Origin of the sequence: Herbidospora yilanensis, assembly GCF_001570565.1 — a bacterium.
Classification (GTDB): Bacteria; Actinomycetota; Actinomycetes; order Streptosporangiales; family Streptosporangiaceae; genus Herbidospora; species Herbidospora yilanensis.
This window is the reverse complement of sequence record NZ_BBXE01000016.1, coordinates 183233-203325: the sequence shown is the minus strand read 5'-3', so window position 1 is coordinate 203325 and position 20093 is coordinate 183233. Positions and strand designations below refer to the sequence as shown.

Genomic DNA, 20093 nt, shown 5'->3' with positions numbered 1-20093 from the left:
TCAGCGCATATACCGCCGAAGGCGACGTTCATTACACGCTCATGACATTCCGCTCATGGCCAGCGGACATCACGCTGCCAGGATCCCGGGTCGAGACCTAGGAGGATGTATGCGATTCACTCTGGCCGCCATCGGCCTCGTCGCGGCCACGCTCACCTTCGCCGCCCCGGCCGCCGCCGCGCCGTCGCCGGAGCCCGCGCCCGCGGAGCAGGCCGGGGCGCCTTCTCCCGTGCCCTCCGTCCGGTCGCGGGCCGCGACGCCGGCGCCGGTGCCGCGGGAGCGCGGAGACAGCCGCCCGGTTCCCGACGGCGCGCCGCAGACCGGCGGCGGCGTGCCCGCCGCGTTGCCGCTGGGCGGTGTCCTTCTCGTGGCGGGGGCCGCGACGGGCTTCGTCGCCCTGCGGCGGCGCGGCGCGGCGTGACCCGCAGGGTCCTCGGCCTGGCGGCCGCCGCCCTCACCGCGACCGGGGCCCTGCTCGCGGGCGGCGCGCTCCTCCCCAGGGAGGCGCCGCCCGCACCCCCGCCCGGCGAGGCCGTGGCCGTGGCCCTGCCGGTCGTGCCCGCCGCGAGAGATCTGCCCAGGTCGAGGCCGGTACGACTGGAGGTCGGCCGCATCGGCGTCTACGTCGACCTGATGATGCTCGGCCTCAACCCCGACGGGACCGTGCAGGTCCCCGAGGAGCCCGAGGACGCGGGCTGGTACGCCCCGGGCTACGCCCCCGGCGAGCCCGGCGGGGCCGTGATCCTCGGGCACGTCGACGGCGAGGGCCGCCGCGGCGTCTTCCACGACCTCGGCCGGATGCGCCGCGGCGACACCGTCGACGTCACCCGCGCCGACGGGAAGGTGGCCCGGTTCACGGTCACGTCGGTGGAACGGGTGCCCAAGAGCCGCTTCCCCGCCGAGCGCGTGTACGGCCCCCTCGACCACCCCGCCCTGAGACTGGTGACCTGCGGTGGGTCCTTCGATGCCGCGACGGGCCACTACCGCGACAACGTCATCGTCTACGCCGATCTGCACCCGTCGGCGGAATAGGGACGCGCCGCCCGCGCCAACGTCGGCGTGGGCGGCGCCCCTCATCACTCCAGATGGGTCCGCAGAGCCGCCAGCGGGCCGTCCCAGTCGCGCGCCAGCACGGCCAGGAACCGCTGCGCCACCCGCATGGGCTCGGTCTCCACGCGGTAGCGCACCCGCCGCCGTTCGCCCGGTTCGGCCACCACCAGGCCCGCGTCGGCGAGGAGCACGAGGTGCTTGGCGATGCCCTGCCGGGTGATCGGCAACCGGCCGGCCAGGTCGGTCGCGGTGGCCGGCCCCCGCTCGGCCAGCGCGGCCAGGATCGCCCGCCGGTTGGGGTCGGCCAGGGCCGTGAAGACCGCCTCGGCGACCGTCTCGGGCGACTCGTCAGCCATTGACGTAGGCGACCAGTTCGTCGAGCTCGTGCTTCCAGCCGCGGGTGTTGCCGTCGAAGGCCATGGCGTGTTCGTCGTGGTCGAGCTGGGCGAAGCCGGTCTCGACGACGGTCAGGCTGGTGCCCTCGGCGTCGGGCGTGAGAGTGAACTCGACGTAGGTCCGGCGCGGGTCGTTCTCGGGCAGGCCGTGGATGTGCCACGAGTAGGCGAAGACCGACTGCGGGTCGAGCCGTTCGACGCGCAGCCGGGCGGTGTCGCCGCTCTGCCAGCTCAGCTCGACCGTGCCGCCGACCTTCACCTCGCCCTCGGCGGCCTCGCCGAACCAGGTGCCGAGCCCTTCGGCGGTGGTGATGGCGGCCCAGACCTTCTCCTGCGGGCGGCCGATGTGGACGGTGCGTTCGATCCGATCGGGAAATGCCATCGGAACCCCTCCATATGTTGCAACCATTCGGTTGCCATAAATCTATGGCAACCGAGTGGTTGCGTCAAGAGGATGGTAGCGCACGTCCACGGTCGCGTTCGGCTGGAGTCTGATCGGCTTGCCGCCGGGGTTGTCGTACAGGCGGATCCCGTCGCCGAGCAGCACGGGGGCGATGTGGATGTCGATCTGGTCGATCAGGCCGCGCTCCAGGAGCTGCCGTCCGATCGTCGGCGAGAGGACCTCGACGTTCTTGTCGCCCGCCGCCTCCCGCGCGATCCGGACCGCCTCGGCGACGTCGCAGTTCAGGAACGTCACGCCGTCGGCCGGCCGGGCGTCTTCCGGATGGTGGGTGAGCACGAAGATCGGTCCCCGCCAGTCGCCGTAGGGCCGGGCCTCGTCGATCGCGGCGTCCCAGCCGGCCCGTCCGCCCAGCACGGCGCCGAGGGCCTCGACGTACTCCCGTACCAGGTCGGGGCGGGGCGGCAGCCCCTCCATCCAGTCCATCGAGTGGTTCGGGCCGGCCACGAACCCGTCGAGCGACATCGTGAAGTGCCACAGGACCTTCGCGCTCACGTCTTCTCCCTCCAAACTGGTTGCAATTTGCAACTGGTACGCCGAAACTAAGGCAAACCGGTGGTAAGTTGCAACCACTTGGGAGGGGCGAAGAGTGGAATCGGCACGGTCGGGCTGCCCGATCAACGCGGCGGTCGAGACGTTCGGCGACAGCTGGAGCCTGCTCGTCCTGCGGGACATGATGTTCAGCAACCGCCGCCACTTCCGCGAACTGCTGGCCGGATCGATCGAGGGCATCGCCTCCAACCGGCGGCCCTCCGCCCGAGGGCCCGAGCGTGCTCGACCGGCTGACCGAGGCCTACAAGTCGGTCCGCACCGCGTAGGGCACGAACACCGCCAGCACCACGATCGAGATCACGGTCGCCCCCCAGAAGACGGCCTGAACCCCCCAGACCTCGGCCGCGCCCCCCGCCAGGGCCGCGCTGACCGGGATGACGCCCCAGCTGATCATGCGGGACGCGGCGTAGACGCGTCCGAGCAGGTCGGGCGGGGACAGGTTCTGCCGGATGGTGGCCACGAGGATGCGCCAGACACTCGACCCCGCGCCCGCGACGACCGCCCCCGCCGCCACGGCCCAGACCGGAGCGCCGACGGCGACCGGCAGCACGAGCAGAACCGTGCCGACGGCGTCGGCGATCAGCAGCCGGGTCACGCCGAACCTCAGCCGCAGGCGTTCGACCACGGCCGAGGCGACCAGTCCGCCGAAGGCCATGGCGGTGAGGATCAGGCCGTATTGCGCGGGGGTGAGGCCGAGCGGGCCCGGGGTTATGGCGTACACGACGAAGAGGGCGGTCGAGACAGCCCAGGGGATGTTCATCGCGGCCGTGAAGAGGGTCAACGTGCGGACCACCGGCTGCCGCCACAGATGCCGAAAACCGGCACTTACCTGGGCATTCCTGCTCGGATCGGCTTGGCCGAGCGCTGACGGGCCGAGTGTCATCAGGGCCAAGCCTGCGACGGCCAAGGCGTAGAGGCCGGCGCTCAGGCCGGTGGCCAGGAGCAGGCTTACCCCGGCCAGCAGGCCTGCCAGAGGTGGGCCGGCGAGTTGGTTAGTGAGGTTAACCGTCGCCTCGATCCGGGCGTTGGCCCGGTTGCGGCCGTCGGGCTCGACGACCAGCGGGATCGTCGAGGTCAGCGCGGTGTCGACCAGTGTCTCGGCCGCGCCGAGCAGGATCGCGGCCACGATCAGCACTGCCAGGGAGAGCGACTCGGCGAAGAACGCGACACCGACCCCGGCCAGCACCACCGCCCTGGCCACGTTGACTCCGGAGAGCAGCAGCCGCCGGTCGACGCGGTCGACGATCCAGCCCGCGTGCAGGCCGAACACCGGCCAGGCGAGGGTGAGCGCGGCCGTGACCGCCGCGACGCCACCGGGCGAGGCGCCGACGCCGAGCGCCAGCAGCGGCAGGACGAACAGGGCGATGCCGTCACCGAGGTTCGCCGCGCCGGTGCCGAACCACAGGGCGTTGAAAGACCGGCCCATCCGTTTCTTACCTTTCAAAGGCATTTGAACGGTCATAGCCTGGAGCCCGTCACTCTCACCTGTCAACAGTGTTTTAATGGTGAGATGGTGCCGGTCGAACTAGTGGGCAACGCGCTGTGCCTGGACTTCACGAACACCGTCAACGCCCGCCCTGTGGCCGGACGCGACTGGCTCGCCACCACGAAAGAAGCCGTGACCTGGGCGGACGCGACAGGCCACCCCCTCGAAGAGCTCGGCGATCTGGCCGAGGCTCGGGATTTTCGTGAGGCGGTGTTCCGGGTTTTTCAGCCGTTGGCTCACGGCGGTCAAGTTCCGCAGGGGGATCTCGATCGGATCCTCGCCGTCTATGGGGAGGGCGTCACGCGGGGGCAGTTGGACTCACACGAGGGAAATTTCCGGCTGGAGTGGTCGCCGCCGCGCACCATTCAGGTTCTGGTGTGGGAGGTCGCCGCCTCGGCCGTGGAGTTGCTCACCCATGGGCCGCTCGATCGGCTCGGGGAGTGTCCCTCGTGCTGCTGGTTGTTTCTGGACGTCAGCAAGAACCGCCGTCGCCGCTGGTGCAGCATGACCACCTGCGGCAGCCGGGACAAATCCCGCCGTTACTACGCGGGCCACAGCTGATCGGAACAGGCTAGGCCCGCTGGAAGCGCGCCCCCCACTCCCGCAGCCGTTCGCCCAGTTCATGCGGGTGCACCACGTGGAAATCCGCCCGGACCGTCCCGAGGGCCATCGTCGGCCAGTCGAGCGAGTTGGTCGTCATCACCATCCGGCATCGCTCCGAGTCGAGTTCCTCGATCGTGCACCAGCGGCCGATCCGTTCCCTGACGACGTCGGCGGGGGCGAAGATCAGCGCCTCCACCGTGTAGGGGTTGGGCGGGGTCTCCAGACCGGCCTTCACGAACTCGGCCGCGTCGGCGGCGGGCAGGTCGCGCGGGCGGAACCGGGTCCCGTCGCGTTCCGGGGCGGTGACGCGGTCGACCCTGAAACTACGCCAGTCGTGCCTGGTCAGGTCGTAGGCCACGAGGTACCAGCGGTGGCCGATGCAGACGAGCCGGTGAGGTTCGGTCAGGCGTTCCGAGCGGCGTTTGTCGGCGGCCGTGTAGGAGAAGCGGAGCCGCTCAAGGTCGCGGCAGGCCAGCGCGACCGCGGTCAGCACGTCGGGGTCGATGCGGATGGTGCCACTCCACGCGCTCGGCACGGTCATCGTGCGCAGCGCCTCGACCCGGTTGCGCAATCTGGCCGGCATCACCTGGACGACCTTCGCGAGCGCCCGTACCGACGACTCCTCGATGCCCTCGACGGCGCCCTGCGCGGCCACCTGGAGTCCGACGGCCAGGGCGACCGCCTCCTCGTCGTCGATCACCAGAGGCGGCAGGGCCGCGCCCGCGGCCAGTTGGTAGCCGCCGTCGACGCCGCGTTGCGACTCGACCGGGTAGCCCAGCTCACGCAGCCGGTCGACGTCGCGGCGCAGCGTCCGGACCGACACCCCGAGCCGTTCGGCCAGCTCGACGCCGAGCCAGTAGCGGCGGGTCTGGAGCAGGGAGAGCAGCCGGAGGGACCGGTTGCTGGTGTTCGCCATGCTTCGATTCTGGCCGTCATACAGGACAGGAAGTGGCCGCTATCGGCGACAAGCTGGATCCATGAGCGAACGAGACGACCTGATCGCGACCCTGACCAAGCATCGCGGCTTCCTGCGCCACACCACCCAGGGCCTGACCGACGAGCAGGCGGGCCGGCGGACCACCACGAGCGAACTGTGCCTGGGCGGCCTGGTCAAGCACGTCACCTCGGTCGAGCGCGGCTGGGCCGAGTTCATCGTGCGGGGGCCCTCGGCGATGGGCGACTTCACCGACATGACCGAGGAGGACTGGCAACGCCGCGCCGACGAGTTCCGCATGCTGCCGGGCGACACCCTCGCCGGAGTCCTGGCCGAGTACGAGAAGGTCGCCGGCGTGACCGACGAGTTGGTTAGGAACCTTCCCTCACTCGACGCCGCCCAGCCGCTCCCGAAGGCCCCGTGGAACCAGGAGGAGAGCTGGACGGCTCGGCGGGTGCTGCTGCACGTCATCGCCGAGACCGCCCAGCACGCCGGGCACGCGGACATCATCCGCGAGTCCCTCGACGGTCAGAAGACCATGGGCTAGAAGTCGTCGGCGGTGCGGATCCGGTCACGCACCCAGACACCCGCCTCCTTCAACCTGGTGGTGCCCGTGTACGGGCCGCTGGAGCAGGTCCCGGTGGTGAAGACGGCTCCCGTGCGGAAGTCGTCGGAGAAGTTCCAGTTGACCCAGCTGATCTTCTTCTGGGCCATCAGGTCGATGTACTGCTGCGACCTGCTGAAGTTGTTCGGCCCGTCGCCGGAGGCCTCCTGGGTGCCGAACTCCGAGACGAACATCGGCAGCAGGTCGGCGGCCCTCGACAGGGCGTTCAGGTACTGGGTGCCGTGCGAGGCGGCGTAGAAGTGGAACGTGTACATGATGTTGGTGCCGGTGACCGGGTTGGCGCGGATCGTGTCGGTCTGGTCGCCGGGGCCGGAGACGCCGAGCGACGACCAGGCCGGCGTGCCGACCAGCACGGGCGCGTCGGGGTCGTACTGGCGGATCGTCGGGACCAGCGAGTTGGCGTAGTTGCGGATGACCGACCACGTCACGCTGTCGCCGTTGGGCTCGTTGGCGATCTCGTACAGGACGTTCTTCTTGGCGTTGTGGCGCTGGGCGATCTCGGTGAAGAAGGTCCGGGCCCTGGTCAGGTTGTAGTTGGGGTCGCCCGGGGTGAGCATGTGCCAGTCGACGATGGCGTACATGCCGCGTGCGGTGGCCATCTCGATCAGGTTGTGCACCCGGTCGGTGTAGAGCCGGGGGTTGGTCTCGTAGCCGCCCTCCTGGATGTACATGGAGATGCGCAGGACGTCGGCCTTCCAGTCGGTGGCCAGGGCGTCGAGCGAGGCGGTGTTGAGGCACTGGTTGTACCACTGGATGCCGTGGCTGCTCATGCCCCTGAGCTGGATCTGCTTGCCCGCCTCGTTGCACAGCTTCACGCCGCAGACGCGGAGCTGGCCGTTGGCGGCCACGGGGGTGCCGCCGCCGGTCGACGACTCGGTGTAGACCTCGAACTCCCAGAGGGAGTAGCCCCACTGGGTGGCGCGGGTGGTGCCGTACATGCGGATGTAACGGCCGGTCCCGGAGACCGTGAGGTCGTCGGTCGCGCCGTTGCCCGTGGTCGTGGAGTAGATGCTCGACCACGTTCCGCCGTCAGGCGAAACTTCGATCCGGTACGCCGACGCGTAGGCCGTCTCCCAGGTCAGCTTGACGCGGGAGATCGGGTACGAGGCGCCGAGGTCGATCCTGATCCACTGGGGGTCGCTGCCCTCCGCCGACGCCCAGCGGGTGGCGGTGTTGCCGTCGACCGCCTTGCCCGCCTCCAGGCCGGTGGCCTCGATGGACGACGCCGTGGCGGGTTTGCCGGCGGAGACGAGGACGGGGGCGGCGGCGGCCGGCGCACTGACCGTGGTCAAGCCGGTCAGTATGAGCAGGGCGACGAGCGTGCTACGTAACATAGGCGCTCCTTGTGAGTAGTTAGGAAGGTTTCCTAATTTGACGTGGAGCGTAAAACAACGTCAATCATGACGCAAGCGCTTCTAATAGTTGATCATGCAACGGATCGCACCCGTCTGGTCGCGGTCCGCGTTCTGGCACGAACTGCGGCTTGTCCATGCCTACCGGCGCACATGTTGGCAATCAGTGACAGACATGATCACGAGAGATGTGTTCAGGTCCTGAATGCGATAAATGTTCTGCATGAAAACGAGGCTGTTTCGCTTCTTAAGCGCTCCCCTCCTCGCCATCTCCCTCGTGCTCTCGGTCTTCGGTGCGCCGGCGCGTGCCGCGACCGACCTCGAACTCGCACAGGAGTGGCTGACCACTTGGAACACTTACAAGTTCACCCAGGTCGCCGATCCGCTGCCGGAAGGCCGGTCACGCGCGTCCCAGAGCATCTCCATCGTGATCAACGCTCCGCGGAGCCAGGTCTTCTGGGCCTACTCGGACTTCAACAACCACATCGGCGCCAATCCGGTGCTGGAGCGGGTCGTCACCCATAGCGACACCACGCAGTTCGGCATCGAGGCCCGGAGGCTCACGGCCATCGAGGTCATCCCGATGGACCCGGCCCCGCTGACGCTGAACACGCACGCCTGCCAGAAGCTGCACCTGGCGGACTACTACTACACGGTCGACTCCTGGTCCACGGGCAACATCGTCACCCACCAGAAGATCACCTTCGAGCGGGTCACCGGTAACAAGACCAAGGTGACCGAGCACCTGACGTTCGAGACCCCCACGGAGCTGATCGACCTCGCGCTGACCTCCGGCGTGCAGGCGCACCAGGGCATCCAGACGGTCCTGAAGCAGCGCATCGAGAGCGGCGCCCTCTAAGTCGTTCCGCGGCGACCGCCACCTGGCAGCGGTCGCCGTATCCCGTTTTTCGGCCCACCTGGGTGGAGAAGATCCAGGTCATGGACGGTATGGGGCGAAGGACACTACTCGCGGGCGCCGCGTCACTCGCGCTCGGCGGCTGCGCCGCGACCGAGACGACGCTCCGGGCCGTGCCCGTGGCGACCGCGTCCCAGGCCTACCCCGACACCCCGAAGGCCGCCTTCGACCGGCTGATGACGGGCAACCGGCGCTGGATCACCGGCGCCCTGCAACACCCCGACCGCGACCCCACCCGCCGTGAACTGCTGGCCACCAAGCAGAAGCCGTATGGGGTCGTGTTGTCGTGCATCGACTCCCGGGTGCCCCCCGAGCTCGTCTTCGACACCGGGCTCGGCGACCTGTTCGTGATGCGCACCGGCGGGCAGGCGGTCGGGCCCGTGGTGACCGGCTCGGTCGAATACGGCCCCATGACCGGCGGGACCCCCTTGATCGTGGTGCTGGGGCATCAGCGGTGCGGGGCGGTGGAGGCGGCGTACCAGTCCTTGAAGGACGGCAAGCCGCTCCCCGGGAACCTCCAGGCCATCGTCGAGGCACTGCGGCCCGCCTACGAGCAGACCACCCGGGAGGGCAGCGCCGACCCGATCGAGACGATGACGAAACACCAGGTCACGCTGACCGCCGACACGCTGCGCGGGAACGGCGACCTCCGGCCGCTGGTGAGCGAGTCGAAGCTGGCGGTGGTCGCGGCCTACTACTCCCTCGACACGGGCCAGGTCGAGGTGCTCAACGGGGCGCCGGTCAGCTGATCGTGTCGAGGAGGACGCGGGCCTCCAGGGCCACCCGGCTGCCGCCCTTGCGCGCCGCCGCCTCCGCCAGCCCGGGGATCTCGGTGCGGGCTCCGGCCATGAGGGCGGCCTTGACCGCGACCTTCAGCAGGTCGGCCAAGCCGGTCTTCGGGCGGTCTCCGGTTTTCGGGAGCAGCGCGGGAATCGCCTCGGCGAGCAGGGCCCAGGTCTCGCGGTGGGCTCCGGAGAAGGCGAGATCCTCCAGGGCGGGGGTCACCCGGGTGAGTTTCACGGCGTCGGCCCTGACGAGTTCGGCCAGCGCCCAGCCGAAGTCGGCGGCGTCGAACTCTCCCCGCTTGGCGAGGATCTTCATCGCGTCGACGGCTTCGGGCCGCTTGTGGCCGAGCGCCGTCACGACGGCGCTCGCCGTCGCCCGGCCCACCGGCCCCTCTCCCTGGACGAGGCCGGTCAGCACCTCCATCCCCCGGGTGGTGCCCACGGCGAAGCACTCCAGGACGTGGGCGGCGACCGCCTCCCGGTGCGACGGCATGATCGACGGCCACCACCTCATGTCGTCGGAGTGTCCGGCACCGTAGTCCTTCGGTTCGAGCGTCCACACAGCGGCGATCGGTTTCGGCACGTCAGGAGTGGCCGGCCGCATGCGGGCGTGCATGGCCGGGACGGGCCGGTAGGTGTCGTAGGCGACGTAGCGGAGCCTGGCGTCGATGCCGCAATCCATGATCGGATCAGGCAGGCCGCCGTCTCGCAACCACGCGGCCAGTCGCCGGCCCGCCGGTGAGATCAACCTTCTGGCGCGGGCGACCGCTTCGGGGTCCGCAGCGCGGGGGAGGCGCAGGAGCGCCTGGCCGAAGTCGAGTTCGAGCGGTTCGGCGTCTCCGAGGAGTTCCAGCCGGGTGACCAGCGTCGCGACGTCGACATGACCGGTGGGCGTCGTGGGGGTGGACAGCAGCGCCGGAAGTGTCCGGCCCGACTCCAGCAGGGCGATGATCTCGCGCATCCGGGCGGCGAACACATGGTCGAGCAGGGTCCGGTAGCGGCCGTTCTCGCCCAGGTATTCGGCGCTCAGCCGGGACGCCTCGACGCTCTGCTCCGGAGACACGATCGCGCTCACGCAGTGGCGCACCAGGAAGTAGGGGTTGTACGTGGTCCAACTGTCGGCCAAGGCGAAGAGGCGGGAGCCGTAACCTCTGCAGTTCTCCGCCCACCAGGGCCGCAGGGCTTCGACGGTCGCCCGGCGGTCGCGGTGGGTCAGCTCGACGAGCGCGGCCACGACCTGCTCGACATCCTGCGGCCGGAAGGAGGGCGGGGAGCTGAGTGCGGTGAGCAACTGGGCTGTCGAGACGATCGGCGGCGGCATCTCCGGCAGCGAGATCGTGATCTCCAGCGTGCCGGGCACCGGTGATTCCGCCGGCGGTGGGGCGGCGACCTCGCCGAAGACGGCGGCGATCTGGGTGCGCAGCTCCCACGGCAGGACGCTCGCGGCCTCGCGGATGCTCTCCGACGTGGCCGGGGTGGCGTAGGGGGCCAGTTTGCGCGAGAGCCGTACCGCACGGGCGCGGAGCGCGTGGTCTTCCTGGCCGAAGACCGGCGCGAGGGCGGCGAGTGCGCCGTCGGCCCGTTCCGGGGTCGCCTTGGCGATCCACCGCAGGGCGGTCGTGACGTGTTTGCGCTCCGGCCGGAACGCGAGCGCGCCGACCGTCTCGGCGAACAGGTCGGAGGTCAGGCCCACGGTTTCGTCGTAGCGACGCAGTTCGTCGACGGCCAGCCGGGCCAGCGGGGCGGCGGCGACCGGCAGGACCCGCGCCAGGTCGAGCACGGACACCTCGGCGGGGGTCGGCTGAAGCCGGTTCCACAGGTGGACGAACGGTTCGACGTCGCGGTCCTGCCCGTGGGTGAGGAAACGGGCCCCGCAACCGTCGATCAGAGCCTGCCGCTCAAGGCGGCCCTCGGACGCCAGGTCGGCCAGCGCACCGATGATCGATTTTCGGCCGCGGGTCCAGTCGCTGGTCAGTGGGGCGGCGACGCCTTCGGCCTGGAAGAGCCGGGCGACCATGAGGTCGAGGAAGGGGTGGTCGCGGACGATCCCGATCTCCGCGCCCCGCCAGAACTCCCGGTAGAGGTGCCAGAGCCAGCCGACGACGAAGGCGTCGTTCTCGGGCGGTTCGATGCCCGTCTCGATCGCCAGTGAGACGGCCAGGTCGAAACCGGGGCGGCCGGTGAGGCTCTGCCAGCCGTCGACCCGGCCCGCCCGCAGGCCCTCGACCAGCCGGTGGGCCAGGTCGCGCCGCCATTCGTCCGGGCGGTCGCGCAGGACGACGAGGATGCGCTCGGCGTCGGCTTCCGGCTCCGCGGGTTCGCGTAACTCCCGGCGGTCGAGCCAGGCGGCGACCTGGGCGGCGCCGGAGAGGCAGGCCGCGCCGGCGAGGCGGAACGTGTGGGCGTTCTCGGCGATTCGCCAGCGGCCCTCCGCGCGCAGCCGTGCGGCCAGGTAGCGGGGCAACTCGGCGGCGGCGGCCTTGCGGTCGGCGGCGTCGAGGCCCGCCGGGAACGGGTCGTGCCCGCCGATTTCGATCCACTCCCGGACCTGCTGCCATGTCATGCGCCGCACGTTATAGATCACCGCCGACAAACCAGCACACGCGACCGTAAATTGACCCCATGGACCTTGAAGCCCGTGCCTCCGACCAGGACCGGGAGACGACCGTCAGCCGCCTCCAGCAGGCCTACGCCGACGGACGACTGGCCGCCGACGAGATGGAACAGCGCGTCGAACGCGCCCTGACGGCCGTCTCCCACGGCGACCTGGCCGACCTGCTGGCCGACCTGCCCGAACGTCCCGGCGAGACGGTCACCGTCACCACGAAGGCGGGCAAGATCCTGCGGACCGGGCAGTGGCGGGTGCCGAAGGTGCTGCGCATCGAGTCGGTCTACGGGAACCCGCACCTCGACCTGAGCGAAGCGGTGATCGAGCACGCGGAGGTCACCTTCGACCTCAACCTGAAGTACGGCTCCGCCGAGATCCTCCTGCCGCCGGGCGCGACGGCCGACACCGACGGCGTGCACTGCGAGTGGGGCAGCGTGGCCTCCGACGTCCCGGGCGCGCCCCGGCCGGGGCTGCCGCATGTGCGGGTGATCGGGGAGGTCGGGTACGGGAGGGTGCGGGTGCGCTATCGGGGCGCTCGCAGGCGCCGGTGGTTCACCCGGGGCGGCGCGTCGTGAACACGTCGGCGTCGTCCGGCGACGCGCCGTTGGTCACTGTTTTTGACTGTCATTATTTGTGACTATATGGTCGGACCCATGACGACAGTGGAAATCACCAGGTTCCGGGTCTCTCCCGAGCGCACGGCCGACCTGCTCGCCGCCCGCGCCGGGATGGTCGCCGACTTCGAGGCCGACCGTGCGGGGTTCCTGGGCGCCAAGCTCATCCAGTTGCCCGACGGCGAATGGCTCGACATCGTCGAGTGGCGCTCCTCGGCCGACTTCGCGGCCTCCCGGGCCAAGGGCGGCAATCTGCCCGGCATCCAGGCCTTCTTCGCCGTGATCGGCGAACTCGTCTCCTCCGAAGAGGGCACGCTGCGCTAGCCGGGGCACCGGCGTAACGTCGGATTCATGAGCGAAGTGCGGGTACGCCGGGTCTACGAAGACCCGGCCGACGACGACGGCACCCGGGTGCTGGTCGACCGGCTCTGGCCTCGCGGGCTGGCCAAGGCCGCTGCCGACCTCGACGAATGGTGCAAGGAGATCGCCCCCTCGGCGGAGTTGCGCACCTGGTATCACCACGATCCCGACCGGTTCGCGGAGTTCGGGCGCCGCTACCGGAGCGAGCTGACCACCCCCGAACGGGCGGCGGCGGTGACCCACCTGCGGGAGCTCGCCCATGACGGAGTGTTGACCCTGCTCACCGCGACGAAACAGGCCGACATCAGCGAGGCGGCGGTGCTCGCCGACCTGCTCCGGTCGCCGGGCTAGGGCTCGGGGACGCGCGCTCCCGAGATTGACTTTGTCGCAACCTTTGACGCACCATGTTGCTACAAAGGCTGCGACAAAGGAGCGCTCATGACCCGTGAACCCCTTCCCGACGCGCGTGCGGGCGATCTGCGGCAGGCGGGAGAGTGGCTGGCGCGCCACGATCTGGCCGACGTCCGGCCGACCCTGCTGCTCGCCGACCGGCTGGCCGCCCGGCAGCGTGCGCGCCTCGGCGGTTCGGTCGTCCTGGCCCTGCTCATCCTCGCGAGCGCCCTCGCCGCGACCGTCAACCGGTTCGGCCCCGACTCCCTCCGCCCGCCGGCGCTGCCGGCCCTGGCCGTGGTGGTGGCCGGGCTGCTGGTGGCGCAGTCGCTGCTCGACGGGTGGGTGCGCCGCGTCGACCGGCGGGCCGGCGCGACGTTGTCCCGCAGGGCCGCCCACCTGATACAGCCCGGCTGGCGGACCGTGCTCGGCCTGCCGTACGCCGTTTTCGCCGCCGCCGTCTTCGCCGGTTCGATCCTGCTGGCCGGAAGCGCCCTGGCCGTTCCCGACCCGACCGTACGGGAACTGACCGTCGTCATGCTGATCGGCCTGGTGGGCGTGTACGCCATCTCCGCCCTGCAACTGCGCCACCTGCTCCGTCACCCGGTCGTGGCGGAGGACGAGGAGTCGCTGACCGCCGACGTCGTCATGCGGGTGGAGGACGCCCGCGAGCTCACCACCCCGAGCGTGCAGTGGAGTCTGCCCATGGTGCTGCTGGTCGGCACCGCTCCCGGCTGGTGGAGCGCCGCCGCGCTGGCCTACGTGGTCGTCAGCCTGGCCGCCTTCGCCACGCTCCGGACCAGGACGCCGTCGAGCGCGACGGTGGCCCGGCGGGTCGTGACCACCTGATGATCGTCATCGACGCCGCCTCGCCGGTGCCGCCCTTCGAACAACTACGCGCCCAGCTCGCCCGGCAGATCCACGACCGCACGCTGGCCGTGGGCGCCCGCCTGCCGACCATCCGCCACCTCGCGGCCGACCTGGGCCTGGCCGTCAACACGGTCGGCCGGGCCTACCGGGAGCTGGAGGAGGCGGGCCTGATCGAAACCCGGGGCCGCGCCGGCTCGTTCGTGTCGGCCTCCGGCGAGGAGGGCCGGGAGCGCGCCCGCCAGGCCGCCGCCGACTACGCGGCGGTGATCGCCAGCGTCGGCATCGACCCGGCTGAGGCGATCCGGATCGTCCAGGCGGCTCTGCGGCCCGGCACGACCGCGCCGACCTCGCCCTGAGCAGGCTTTCCACATGAGGGGACACGTCAATGACCAGGCGATGCCGATCAGCCGGTGGCGGCGGTGGGCGTCATGAACGGGCTACCCGGCGAGCGGAGGGGCCGACTTGTACGGCTGCGTGCTGCTGGTGACCGCGCTCTGGGGGTACCGCTCGTTCCTCGGCATCCCGGACGTCGGCCTGTCCGACGCGACGTGGGTGGGCGTGGCCGTGCTGCTCGTCGCGTCCGGGGTGGCCGGGCGCATGCGGAGCGGGCGTCGTACCGGCGCGGTCCCGCGCCTCACGCGGCGCCGTCGAGGGTGCGGTGGATCGCGTACGCCGGGTGCGGCGCGTTCCTTCCCTACCTCGTCCTGCACACCCTCGGCGCGGCCGGCGTCCCCGGCATCGAGCCCGGCGGGTTCCGGCCGACCTGGTACATGCCGCCGGCCGTCTTCCTGCTGGTGGGGCTGGTGCGGCCGTGGGGCATGGTCTTCCCGCGCTGGACGTTGTGGCTGGCCGGAAGGCGGGTGCCCCGGTTCCTGCCGCTGACGCCGGTCTGGCTGATCGCCCCGGCCCTCGCTCTGTACGGCACCGTGAGCGGGATCCTGGCGAGTGTCAGCGTCGCTGGCGTTCGGCGGATACGGCTGGGCGCTGGCCGTCGCCGCCGTCTCCTACCAGGTCCGGACCCGGCCCCTGATTCCTGGAACGACCGTGGGCATCTGCTCGTTCGGAACCCCAAGAAGGTACGAAACGGACAGGAGTCAGCACGTGGAAGCGGACGGTAACCATCCCAGCGATCTTTGTGGGCTGACGCCGGAATGAGCGTGTTCCTCGGCCTCGTCGCCGTGTTCGTCCTGACCTTCGCCACCGGATACTTCGTGGCCCAGGAGTTCGCCTACGTCACCGCCGACCGGCTGGCCCTCACGCAGAAGGCCGCCGAAGGCGACAAACAGGCCGCCCGCGCCGTGAAGGTGCTGGAACGGTTGTCGTTCATGTTGTCGGGCGCGCAGCTCGGCATCACGGTGACCGCCCTGGTGGTGGGCTTCATCGCCAAGCCCGCCCTCGCGGAGCTGATCGCCCCCGGCCTCGACGCGCTCGGCGTGCCCTCCGGCGCGGTCGACGCCGTCGCGCTGGTCCTCGGGTTCGTGGTGGCCACCGTCATCCAGATGATCCTCGGTGAGCTGGCGCCCAAGAACCTCGCGCTGGCCCGGTCGGAGGCCCTCGCCCGCGCCCTCGCGAGCTCCACCCTCGTCTACCTGACCGTGGCGGGGCCGATCATCAAGCTGTTCGACGCCTCCGCCAACCGCCTGCTGCGGGCGGTCGGCATCGAGCCGGTCGAGGAACTCCACCACGGCGCGACCCTGGAGGAGCTCGGCCACATCATCGGCGAATCGGAACGCCACGGCCATCTGCCCGGCGAGCAGGCCGACATCCTCGCCCGCGCGCTGGCCTTCTCCGACCACACCGCCGTAGAGGTCATGGTGCCCCGGGTCGACGTCGTGACGATCAGCGGCTCGGCCGCCGTGCCGGATCTCGACGAGGTCCTGGCCCGGCACGGCCACACCCACTACCCGGTGCTGGGCGCCCGCCTGGACGAGGTCGTCGGCATCGTCGGCCTGCGCGAACTCGTCAAGGTCCGGCCCGCGGAGGCGGCCACGACGAAGGTCGCCGACATCGCCCGAGACGTCCTCGTGGTGCCGTTCTCGATCACACTGCCCGACCTGGTGGCCGAGATGCTCCACCGCGGCGAGGAGGTCGCCTGCGTCGTCGACGAGCACGGCGGCCTGGCCGGGCTGGTGACGCTGGAGGACGTCGCGGAAGAACTCGTCGGCGAGATCACCGACGAGAACGACGCCGAGATCGTCACGGTCAAGCGCGACGGCGACGGCTGGACCGTCGACGCCGCTCTGCGCATCGACGAGATCGCCCTGGAGACCGGCCTCGAACTGCCCGACATGGACGAGTACGACACGGTCGCCGGCCTGATCCTGCACCATCTCGAACGCTTCGCCGTCCCCGACGACGTCCTGTCGGTGCCGCTCACGCCCTCCCTGGACGCGGGAGCCGCCAAACGTGCCGAGATCCGCGTGCTCACGATCGACCGGCACGTGCCCGACCGGGTGACGCTCCGACCGCTGCCGGACGCCCAGGAGGAGTCGTCATGAACATCACCACCGGACTGATGCTCACGCTGCTGCTCCTGGTGGGCAACGGCTTCTTCGTCGCGGCCGAGTTCGCGCTCGTCGCCGCCAAACGCCACCGGCTGGAACAGGCCGCGGCCCAGGGCAGCCGTGCGGCGACGGCGGCGATCGCGGGCATCCGCGAGTTGTCGCTGATGCTCGCCGGCGCGCAACTGGGCATCACGTTGTGCTCTCTCGGACTGGGTGTGGTCTCCGAACCGCTCATCGCCGGGACGCTCACCCCTGCGTTCGAGGCCGTGGGGTTGTCGGCCACCATGGCGCACGTGGTGGCGTTCGTCATCGCCCTGGCGATCGTGACGTTCCTCCACATGGTCATCGGCGAGATGGCCCCCAAGTCGTGGGCCATCGCCCATCCCGAACGGTCGGCCACGCTGCTGGCACTGCCGTTCCGGGGCTTCACGATGGTCGTCCGGCCCGTCCTCACCCTGCTGAACGGGATCAGCAACCTGCTGCTGCGCGCGTTCGGGGTGCAGCCGACCGACGGCGAGTCGCAACCGCGCACCCGCGACCAGCTTCAGCACCTGGTGGAGGAGTCGCGCCGGCTGAAGCTCATCGACGCCGACGACCACGTGGTGCTGACCCAGGCCCTGAACGCCCCCAGCACGCCGATCGAACCGCTGGTGGTCCCGGCGCGGGACATCGTCGCGCTGCCCGCCGCGTCGTCTCCTCAGGAGGTCATCGACGTGAGCGCGGCCAGCGGCCACACCCGTCTGATCGTCAGCGACGGGAGCGGGCCCAGCGGCGTCGTCCACGTGCGGGACGCCTATCTCGCCCGGAGGAGGGGCAGCGTGGTGACCGCCTCGAACCTGGCCCACCCGCTGCCCGTCCTGTCGCCCGGCACGACGGTCTCCGACGCCGTCGCGGCGCTGCAGGAGGCGCACGGCCAGCTCGCCGTCGTCCGCGGTCCCGACGGGGCGGTGACCGGCCTGGTCAGCCTCGACGACCTGCTGGCGACCCTGCTGCCGGTGGGGTGAGGCGTCAGACGGCCAGGGCCACCTGGTAGAGGTCGAGGAGACAGATCAGCGTCCAGAGGAACACGGTGGCCGTCTTCGATTGTCGCGCGACTCGCATGCTTTGCCACTCCGGGGGTCATCACTTGCTTCTTTGCGCAAGTCTACAAGTATGACTTCCGGTCAGCACGGCCAGTGCCGTGCCGTACAGGCAGAGCACCGCCGTCAACAGGAGGTAGTAGCCGGCCGGCAGCGTGACCAGGCCCAGGACGGAGGCGAACGGGGAGAGGGGCAGCAGCAGGCCCACCGCCGCGAGCCCCGCGACCGCGACGCCCAGCGGCCACGTCACCCGCCGGGTGGGCCGGAGCAGCAGCATGACGAGGGCCTGCGTGAAGAGGTTCTCGACGAACCAGCCCGTGTGGAAGGCGGCCTGACCGTCGGCCTCGGGCAGGGCGAGGCGCAGGACGGTGAACGTGGCCAGGTCGGCCAGCGCGTTCAGAACGCCGAAGGCGGCGATGAAGGCGAGGATCCCGCGCGGGCGCAGGCGTGCCGGGCGGCGGGTCACCGCCGGGTCGGGCCGCTCGAAGGCGAAGGCGAGCTGGGCGGCGTCGAAGCACAGGTTCTGCACCAGCACCTGGCCGGGCAACATCGGCAGGAACGGCAACATCACGCCGGCCGTGACCATGGCGATCACGTTGCCGAAGTTGGACGAGAGGGCCACCCGCAGGTAGGTCGCCACGTTGCCGGTGCTCGCCCGGCCGAGCTCGACGGCCTGGTCGATGGCGGTGAGATCCTTGGCCGCCAACACGACGTCGGCGGCCTCGCGGGTGACGTCCACGGCGTCACGGGGACAGATGCCGACGTCGGCGGCGCCGATCGCGGGCAGGTCGTTGACGCCGTCGCCGAGGAACCCGGTCGTGTGCCCCGCCCGGCGCAACGCCTGGACCACCCGGGCCTTGTGATCGGGGGTGCATCGGGCGAACACCGTCGTGCGGCTCGCCAGTTCCGCCAGTTCGTCGTCGGCCAGGGCCTCCAGTTCGGCCCCCGTGACGACGACGCCGGGTGTCAGGCCGAGGTCGCGGCAGACCCGCGCGGCGGTCTCCGGATGGTCGCCGGTCAGGACCTTCACGGTGACCGCGCGCTCGGCCAGCGCGGTCAGGGCGTGGGCGGCGTCGGGGGCCAGGCGGTCGAGCAGCCCGACGAAACCGACCAGGTCGAGGGCGCGCTCGTCGTCGTGCGGCCGATGCCCGGGCGTCCTTTCCCCCACTGCGACGGCCAGCACGCGCAGGCCGTCGGCCGCCAGGGCGGCCGCGGTCGCCCTGGCACGATCACGCGCGTGGTCGTCGAGCACGCATCGTTCGAGCACCTCATCGACCGCGCCCTTCATCACGAGCGTGTGCCGCCAGGCGGGCCCTTCGACCACCGCGACGGACAGCCGGCGCACCGGGTCGAAGGGGAGGGCGTCCACCCCGTTCTCCAGGTCGCCGTCGCCCGCCGCGCGCAGGATGGCCGCGTCGAGCGTGTCGGGGGCGGGCAGGTCGGCCAGGTGGAGGGTCCAGAAGCTGTTGACCGCGGCCCAGCGCAGCACCCGCGGATCGGGCCTGCCGTCGGCGTCGACGGCGCGCTCCACCTCGGGGTGATCCTGGGTGAGCGTCCCGGTCTTGTCGGTGCACAACACGTCGATCGCGCCCAAGTCGTGCAGGGCCGGCAGCCGCCGCACGATCACCTCACGGTCGCGCGCCAGCACGGCCGCGCCGCGTGCCAGCACGGTGGTGACGATGACGGGCAGCATCTCCGGCGTCAGCCCGACCGCGACCGCCAGCGCGAACGGCAGGGCGGCCGGCCCACGATCGTGGACGAGGGCGTTGGCGAGCAGGGCGACCGGAGGAATGAGCACGGTGAGCCGGACCAGCATCCAGGAGATGCCGTTCACCGAGTGCCGGAAAGGCGTGACCCGCACGATCGCCGCCCGGCCCGCGCCGGCCAGCCGGGTGGCGGCTCCGGTGGCGACCACGACCGCCAGCCCGCTGCCCGACGCGACGCTGGTGCCCTGCCAGCACAGATGACTTTCGCCGGTCGGCACGTCGTCGGCCGACTTGGGCACCGGGGCCGACTCACCGGTGAGCGCGGCCTGGTGGACGGTCAGCCCCCGGGCCCGCAGCAGGCGCACGTCGGCGGGGACCAGATCGCCCGGCCCCAGTTTCACCACGTCACCGGGCACCAGTTGCTCGACGGGGATCTCACGGGCGACCGACCCGGCCCCGGGACCCACGCGCCGCACGACAGTGGCGGTGGTGGCGACCAGGCGGCGCAGGGCCGAGGTCGAGCGGTCGGCGACGCGCTCGCCGCGCACCCGCAGCACACAACTCACCGCGACCAGGGCCACGATGACTCCGGCCGTCCCCCACGAGGCGATCAGCGCGGACACCAGCCCGAGGACGAGCAGCACCAGCACGAACGGATCACGCACGGCGACCGCCAGCCGCCGCGGCCACGACGGCGGCCGCGCCATGGGCAGCACGTTGTCTCCGTGAACGAGCATCCGGGCCTCGGCCTCGGCCTCGGTCAGGCCGTGGGGACCGCTGCCCAGATGCCTGAGCACTTCCAGC

General features: G+C 70.9%; 22 protein-coding genes. 14 read left to right on the top strand and 8 right to left on the bottom strand.

Annotated elements, in window-relative coordinates; translation table 11 throughout:
• Positions 1-109 precede the first annotated feature (109 nt).
• Both AW273_RS38495 and AW273_RS37100 read left to right on the top strand, forming a co-directional pair.
• Positions 110-421 (top strand): hypothetical protein, encoded by a 312-nt coding sequence (locus AW273_RS38495; protein WP_062347119.1) that lies wholly within the window; start codon positions 110-112, stop codon positions 419-421.
• Entirely contained in the window at positions 418-1032 is a 615-nt protein-coding gene (locus AW273_RS37100) for a class F sortase (RefSeq protein ID WP_062347117.1), read from the top strand. Before AW273_RS38495 ends, AW273_RS37100 begins: the two co-directional genes overlap by 4 nt.
• Before the next feature lie 44 nt (positions 1033-1076).
• On the opposite strand, the gene AW273_RS09010 is transcribed toward AW273_RS37100, so the two are convergent.
• The 4 genes from AW273_RS09010 to AW273_RS08995 all read right to left on the bottom strand — a co-directional run bounded on the left by AW273_RS09010 (position 1077) and on the right by AW273_RS08995 (position 3883).
• On the bottom strand, positions 1077-1406 hold the full coding sequence (locus AW273_RS09010; protein WP_062347115.1) for an ArsR/SmtB family transcription factor: 330 nt from the start codon (positions 1404-1406) through the stop codon (positions 1077-1079).
• Positions 1399-1827, bottom strand: coding sequence for an SRPBCC domain-containing protein (locus AW273_RS09005; RefSeq protein WP_062347113.1), 429 nt, complete (start codon positions 1825-1827; stop codon positions 1399-1401). Before AW273_RS09005 ends, AW273_RS09010 begins: the two co-directional genes overlap by 8 nt.
• A gap of 42 nt (positions 1828-1869) precedes the next feature.
• Positions 1870-2400: a dihydrofolate reductase family protein gene (locus AW273_RS09000; RefSeq protein ID WP_232327217.1), complete on the bottom strand. Its 531-nt coding sequence runs from the start codon at positions 2398-2400 to the stop codon at positions 1870-1872.
• A gap of 298 nt (positions 2401-2698) precedes the next feature.
• The gene (locus tag AW273_RS08995; RefSeq protein WP_062347111.1) at positions 2699-3883 is read right to left on the bottom strand and encodes an MFS transporter; all 1185 of its coding nucleotides are present in this window, start codon (positions 3881-3883) and stop codon (positions 2699-2701) included.
• Positions 3884-3967: 84 nt separating this feature from the next.
• Here AW273_RS08995 and AW273_RS08990 point away from each other — a divergent pair, with 84 nt between their 5' ends.
• Complete coding sequence (locus AW273_RS08990) at positions 3968-4504, top strand: CGNR zinc finger domain-containing protein (protein ID WP_083949621.1); 537 nt, start codon at positions 3968-3970, stop codon at positions 4502-4504.
• Between the two features lie 10 nt (positions 4505-4514).
• Here AW273_RS08990 and AW273_RS08985 read toward each other — a convergent pair whose 3' ends face one another.
• Positions 4515-5462, bottom strand: a complete 948-nt coding sequence (locus tag AW273_RS08985; RefSeq protein WP_062347107.1) for a helix-turn-helix transcriptional regulator — start codon at positions 5460-5462, stop codon at positions 4515-4517.
• A 61-nt stretch (positions 5463-5523) separates the two neighbouring features.
• Between AW273_RS08985 and AW273_RS08980 the strand changes: the two genes are divergently transcribed.
• Positions 5524-6027 (top strand): DinB family protein, encoded by a 504-nt coding sequence (locus tag AW273_RS08980; protein WP_062347105.1) that lies wholly within the window; start codon positions 5524-5526, stop codon positions 6025-6027.
• On the opposite strand, the gene AW273_RS08975 is transcribed toward AW273_RS08980, so the two are convergent.
• Positions 6024-7439 carry a cellulase family glycosylhydrolase gene (locus AW273_RS08975; protein ID WP_062347103.1) on the bottom strand — a complete coding sequence of 472 codons (1416 nt, stop codon included), beginning with the start codon at positions 7437-7439 and terminating at the stop codon, positions 6024-6026. The genes AW273_RS08980 and AW273_RS08975 overlap by 4 nt on opposite strands.
• 295 nt (positions 7440-7734) lie before the next feature.
• Here AW273_RS08975 and AW273_RS08970 point away from each other — a divergent pair, with 295 nt between their 5' ends.
• Both AW273_RS08970 and AW273_RS08965 read left to right on the top strand, forming a co-directional pair.
• On the top strand, positions 7735-8316 hold the full coding sequence (locus AW273_RS08970; RefSeq protein WP_232327215.1) for a hypothetical protein: 582 nt from the start codon (positions 7735-7737) through the stop codon (positions 8314-8316).
• A gap of 80 nt (positions 8317-8396) precedes the next feature.
• Entirely contained in the window at positions 8397-9122 is a 726-nt protein-coding gene (locus AW273_RS08965) for a carbonic anhydrase (RefSeq protein ID WP_198168062.1), read from the top strand.
• Here the strand turns inward: AW273_RS08965 and AW273_RS08960 are convergent.
• On the bottom strand, positions 9115-11721 hold the full coding sequence (locus AW273_RS08960; RefSeq protein ID WP_062347099.1) for a DUF6493 family protein: 2607 nt from the start codon (positions 11719-11721) through the stop codon (positions 9115-9117). The genes AW273_RS08965 and AW273_RS08960 overlap by 8 nt on opposite strands.
• Before the next feature lie 59 nt (positions 11722-11780).
• Between AW273_RS08960 and AW273_RS08955 the strand changes: the two genes are divergently transcribed.
• The 8 genes from AW273_RS08955 to AW273_RS08920 all read left to right on the top strand — a co-directional run bounded on the left by AW273_RS08955 (position 11781) and on the right by AW273_RS08920 (position 17508).
• Positions 11781-12341 (top strand): DUF1707 SHOCT-like domain-containing protein, encoded by a 561-nt coding sequence (locus tag AW273_RS08955; RefSeq protein ID WP_062347097.1) that lies wholly within the window; start codon positions 11781-11783, stop codon positions 12339-12341.
• 78 nt (positions 12342-12419) lie between these two features.
• Positions 12420-12704, top strand: coding sequence for an antibiotic biosynthesis monooxygenase family protein (locus AW273_RS08950; RefSeq protein WP_062347095.1), 285 nt, complete (start codon positions 12420-12422; stop codon positions 12702-12704).
• A 27-nt stretch (positions 12705-12731) separates the two neighbouring features.
• Positions 12732-13091, top strand: a complete 360-nt coding sequence (locus AW273_RS08945) for a DUF488 domain-containing protein (RefSeq protein WP_062347093.1) — start codon at positions 12732-12734, stop codon at positions 13089-13091.
• An 87-nt stretch (positions 13092-13178) separates the two neighbouring features.
• A complete protein-coding gene (locus tag AW273_RS08940; RefSeq protein WP_062347091.1) occupies positions 13179-13979 on the top strand; it encodes a hypothetical protein in 801 nt (266 codons plus the stop codon).
• Positions 13979-14356 carry a GntR family transcriptional regulator gene (locus AW273_RS08935; RefSeq protein ID WP_062347089.1) on the top strand — a complete coding sequence of 126 codons (378 nt, stop codon included), beginning with the start codon at positions 13979-13981 and terminating at the stop codon, positions 14354-14356. The genes AW273_RS08940 and AW273_RS08935 overlap by 1 nt, the downstream gene beginning before the upstream one ends.
• Before the next feature lie 297 nt (positions 14357-14653).
• The gene (locus AW273_RS37095) at positions 14654-15118 is read left to right on the top strand and encodes a hypothetical protein (protein WP_157555650.1); all 465 of its coding nucleotides are present in this window, start codon (positions 14654-14656) and stop codon (positions 15116-15118) included.
• A gap of 33 nt (positions 15119-15151) precedes the next feature.
• Positions 15152-16498, top strand: a complete 1347-nt coding sequence (locus AW273_RS08925; protein ID WP_062347085.1) for a hemolysin family protein — start codon at positions 15152-15154, stop codon at positions 16496-16498.
• On the top strand, positions 16495-17508 hold the full coding sequence (locus AW273_RS08920; protein ID WP_062347083.1) for a hemolysin family protein: 1014 nt from the start codon (positions 16495-16497) through the stop codon (positions 17506-17508). The genes AW273_RS08925 and AW273_RS08920 overlap by 4 nt, the downstream gene beginning before the upstream one ends.
• Before the next feature lie 118 nt (positions 17509-17626).
• On the opposite strand, the gene mgtA is transcribed toward AW273_RS08920, so the two are convergent.
• Positions 17627-20086 carry a magnesium-translocating P-type ATPase gene (gene mgtA, locus AW273_RS08915; protein ID WP_232327213.1) on the bottom strand — a complete coding sequence of 820 codons (2460 nt, stop codon included), beginning with the start codon at positions 20084-20086 and terminating at the stop codon, positions 17627-17629.
• Positions 20087-20093 lie beyond the last annotated feature (7 nt).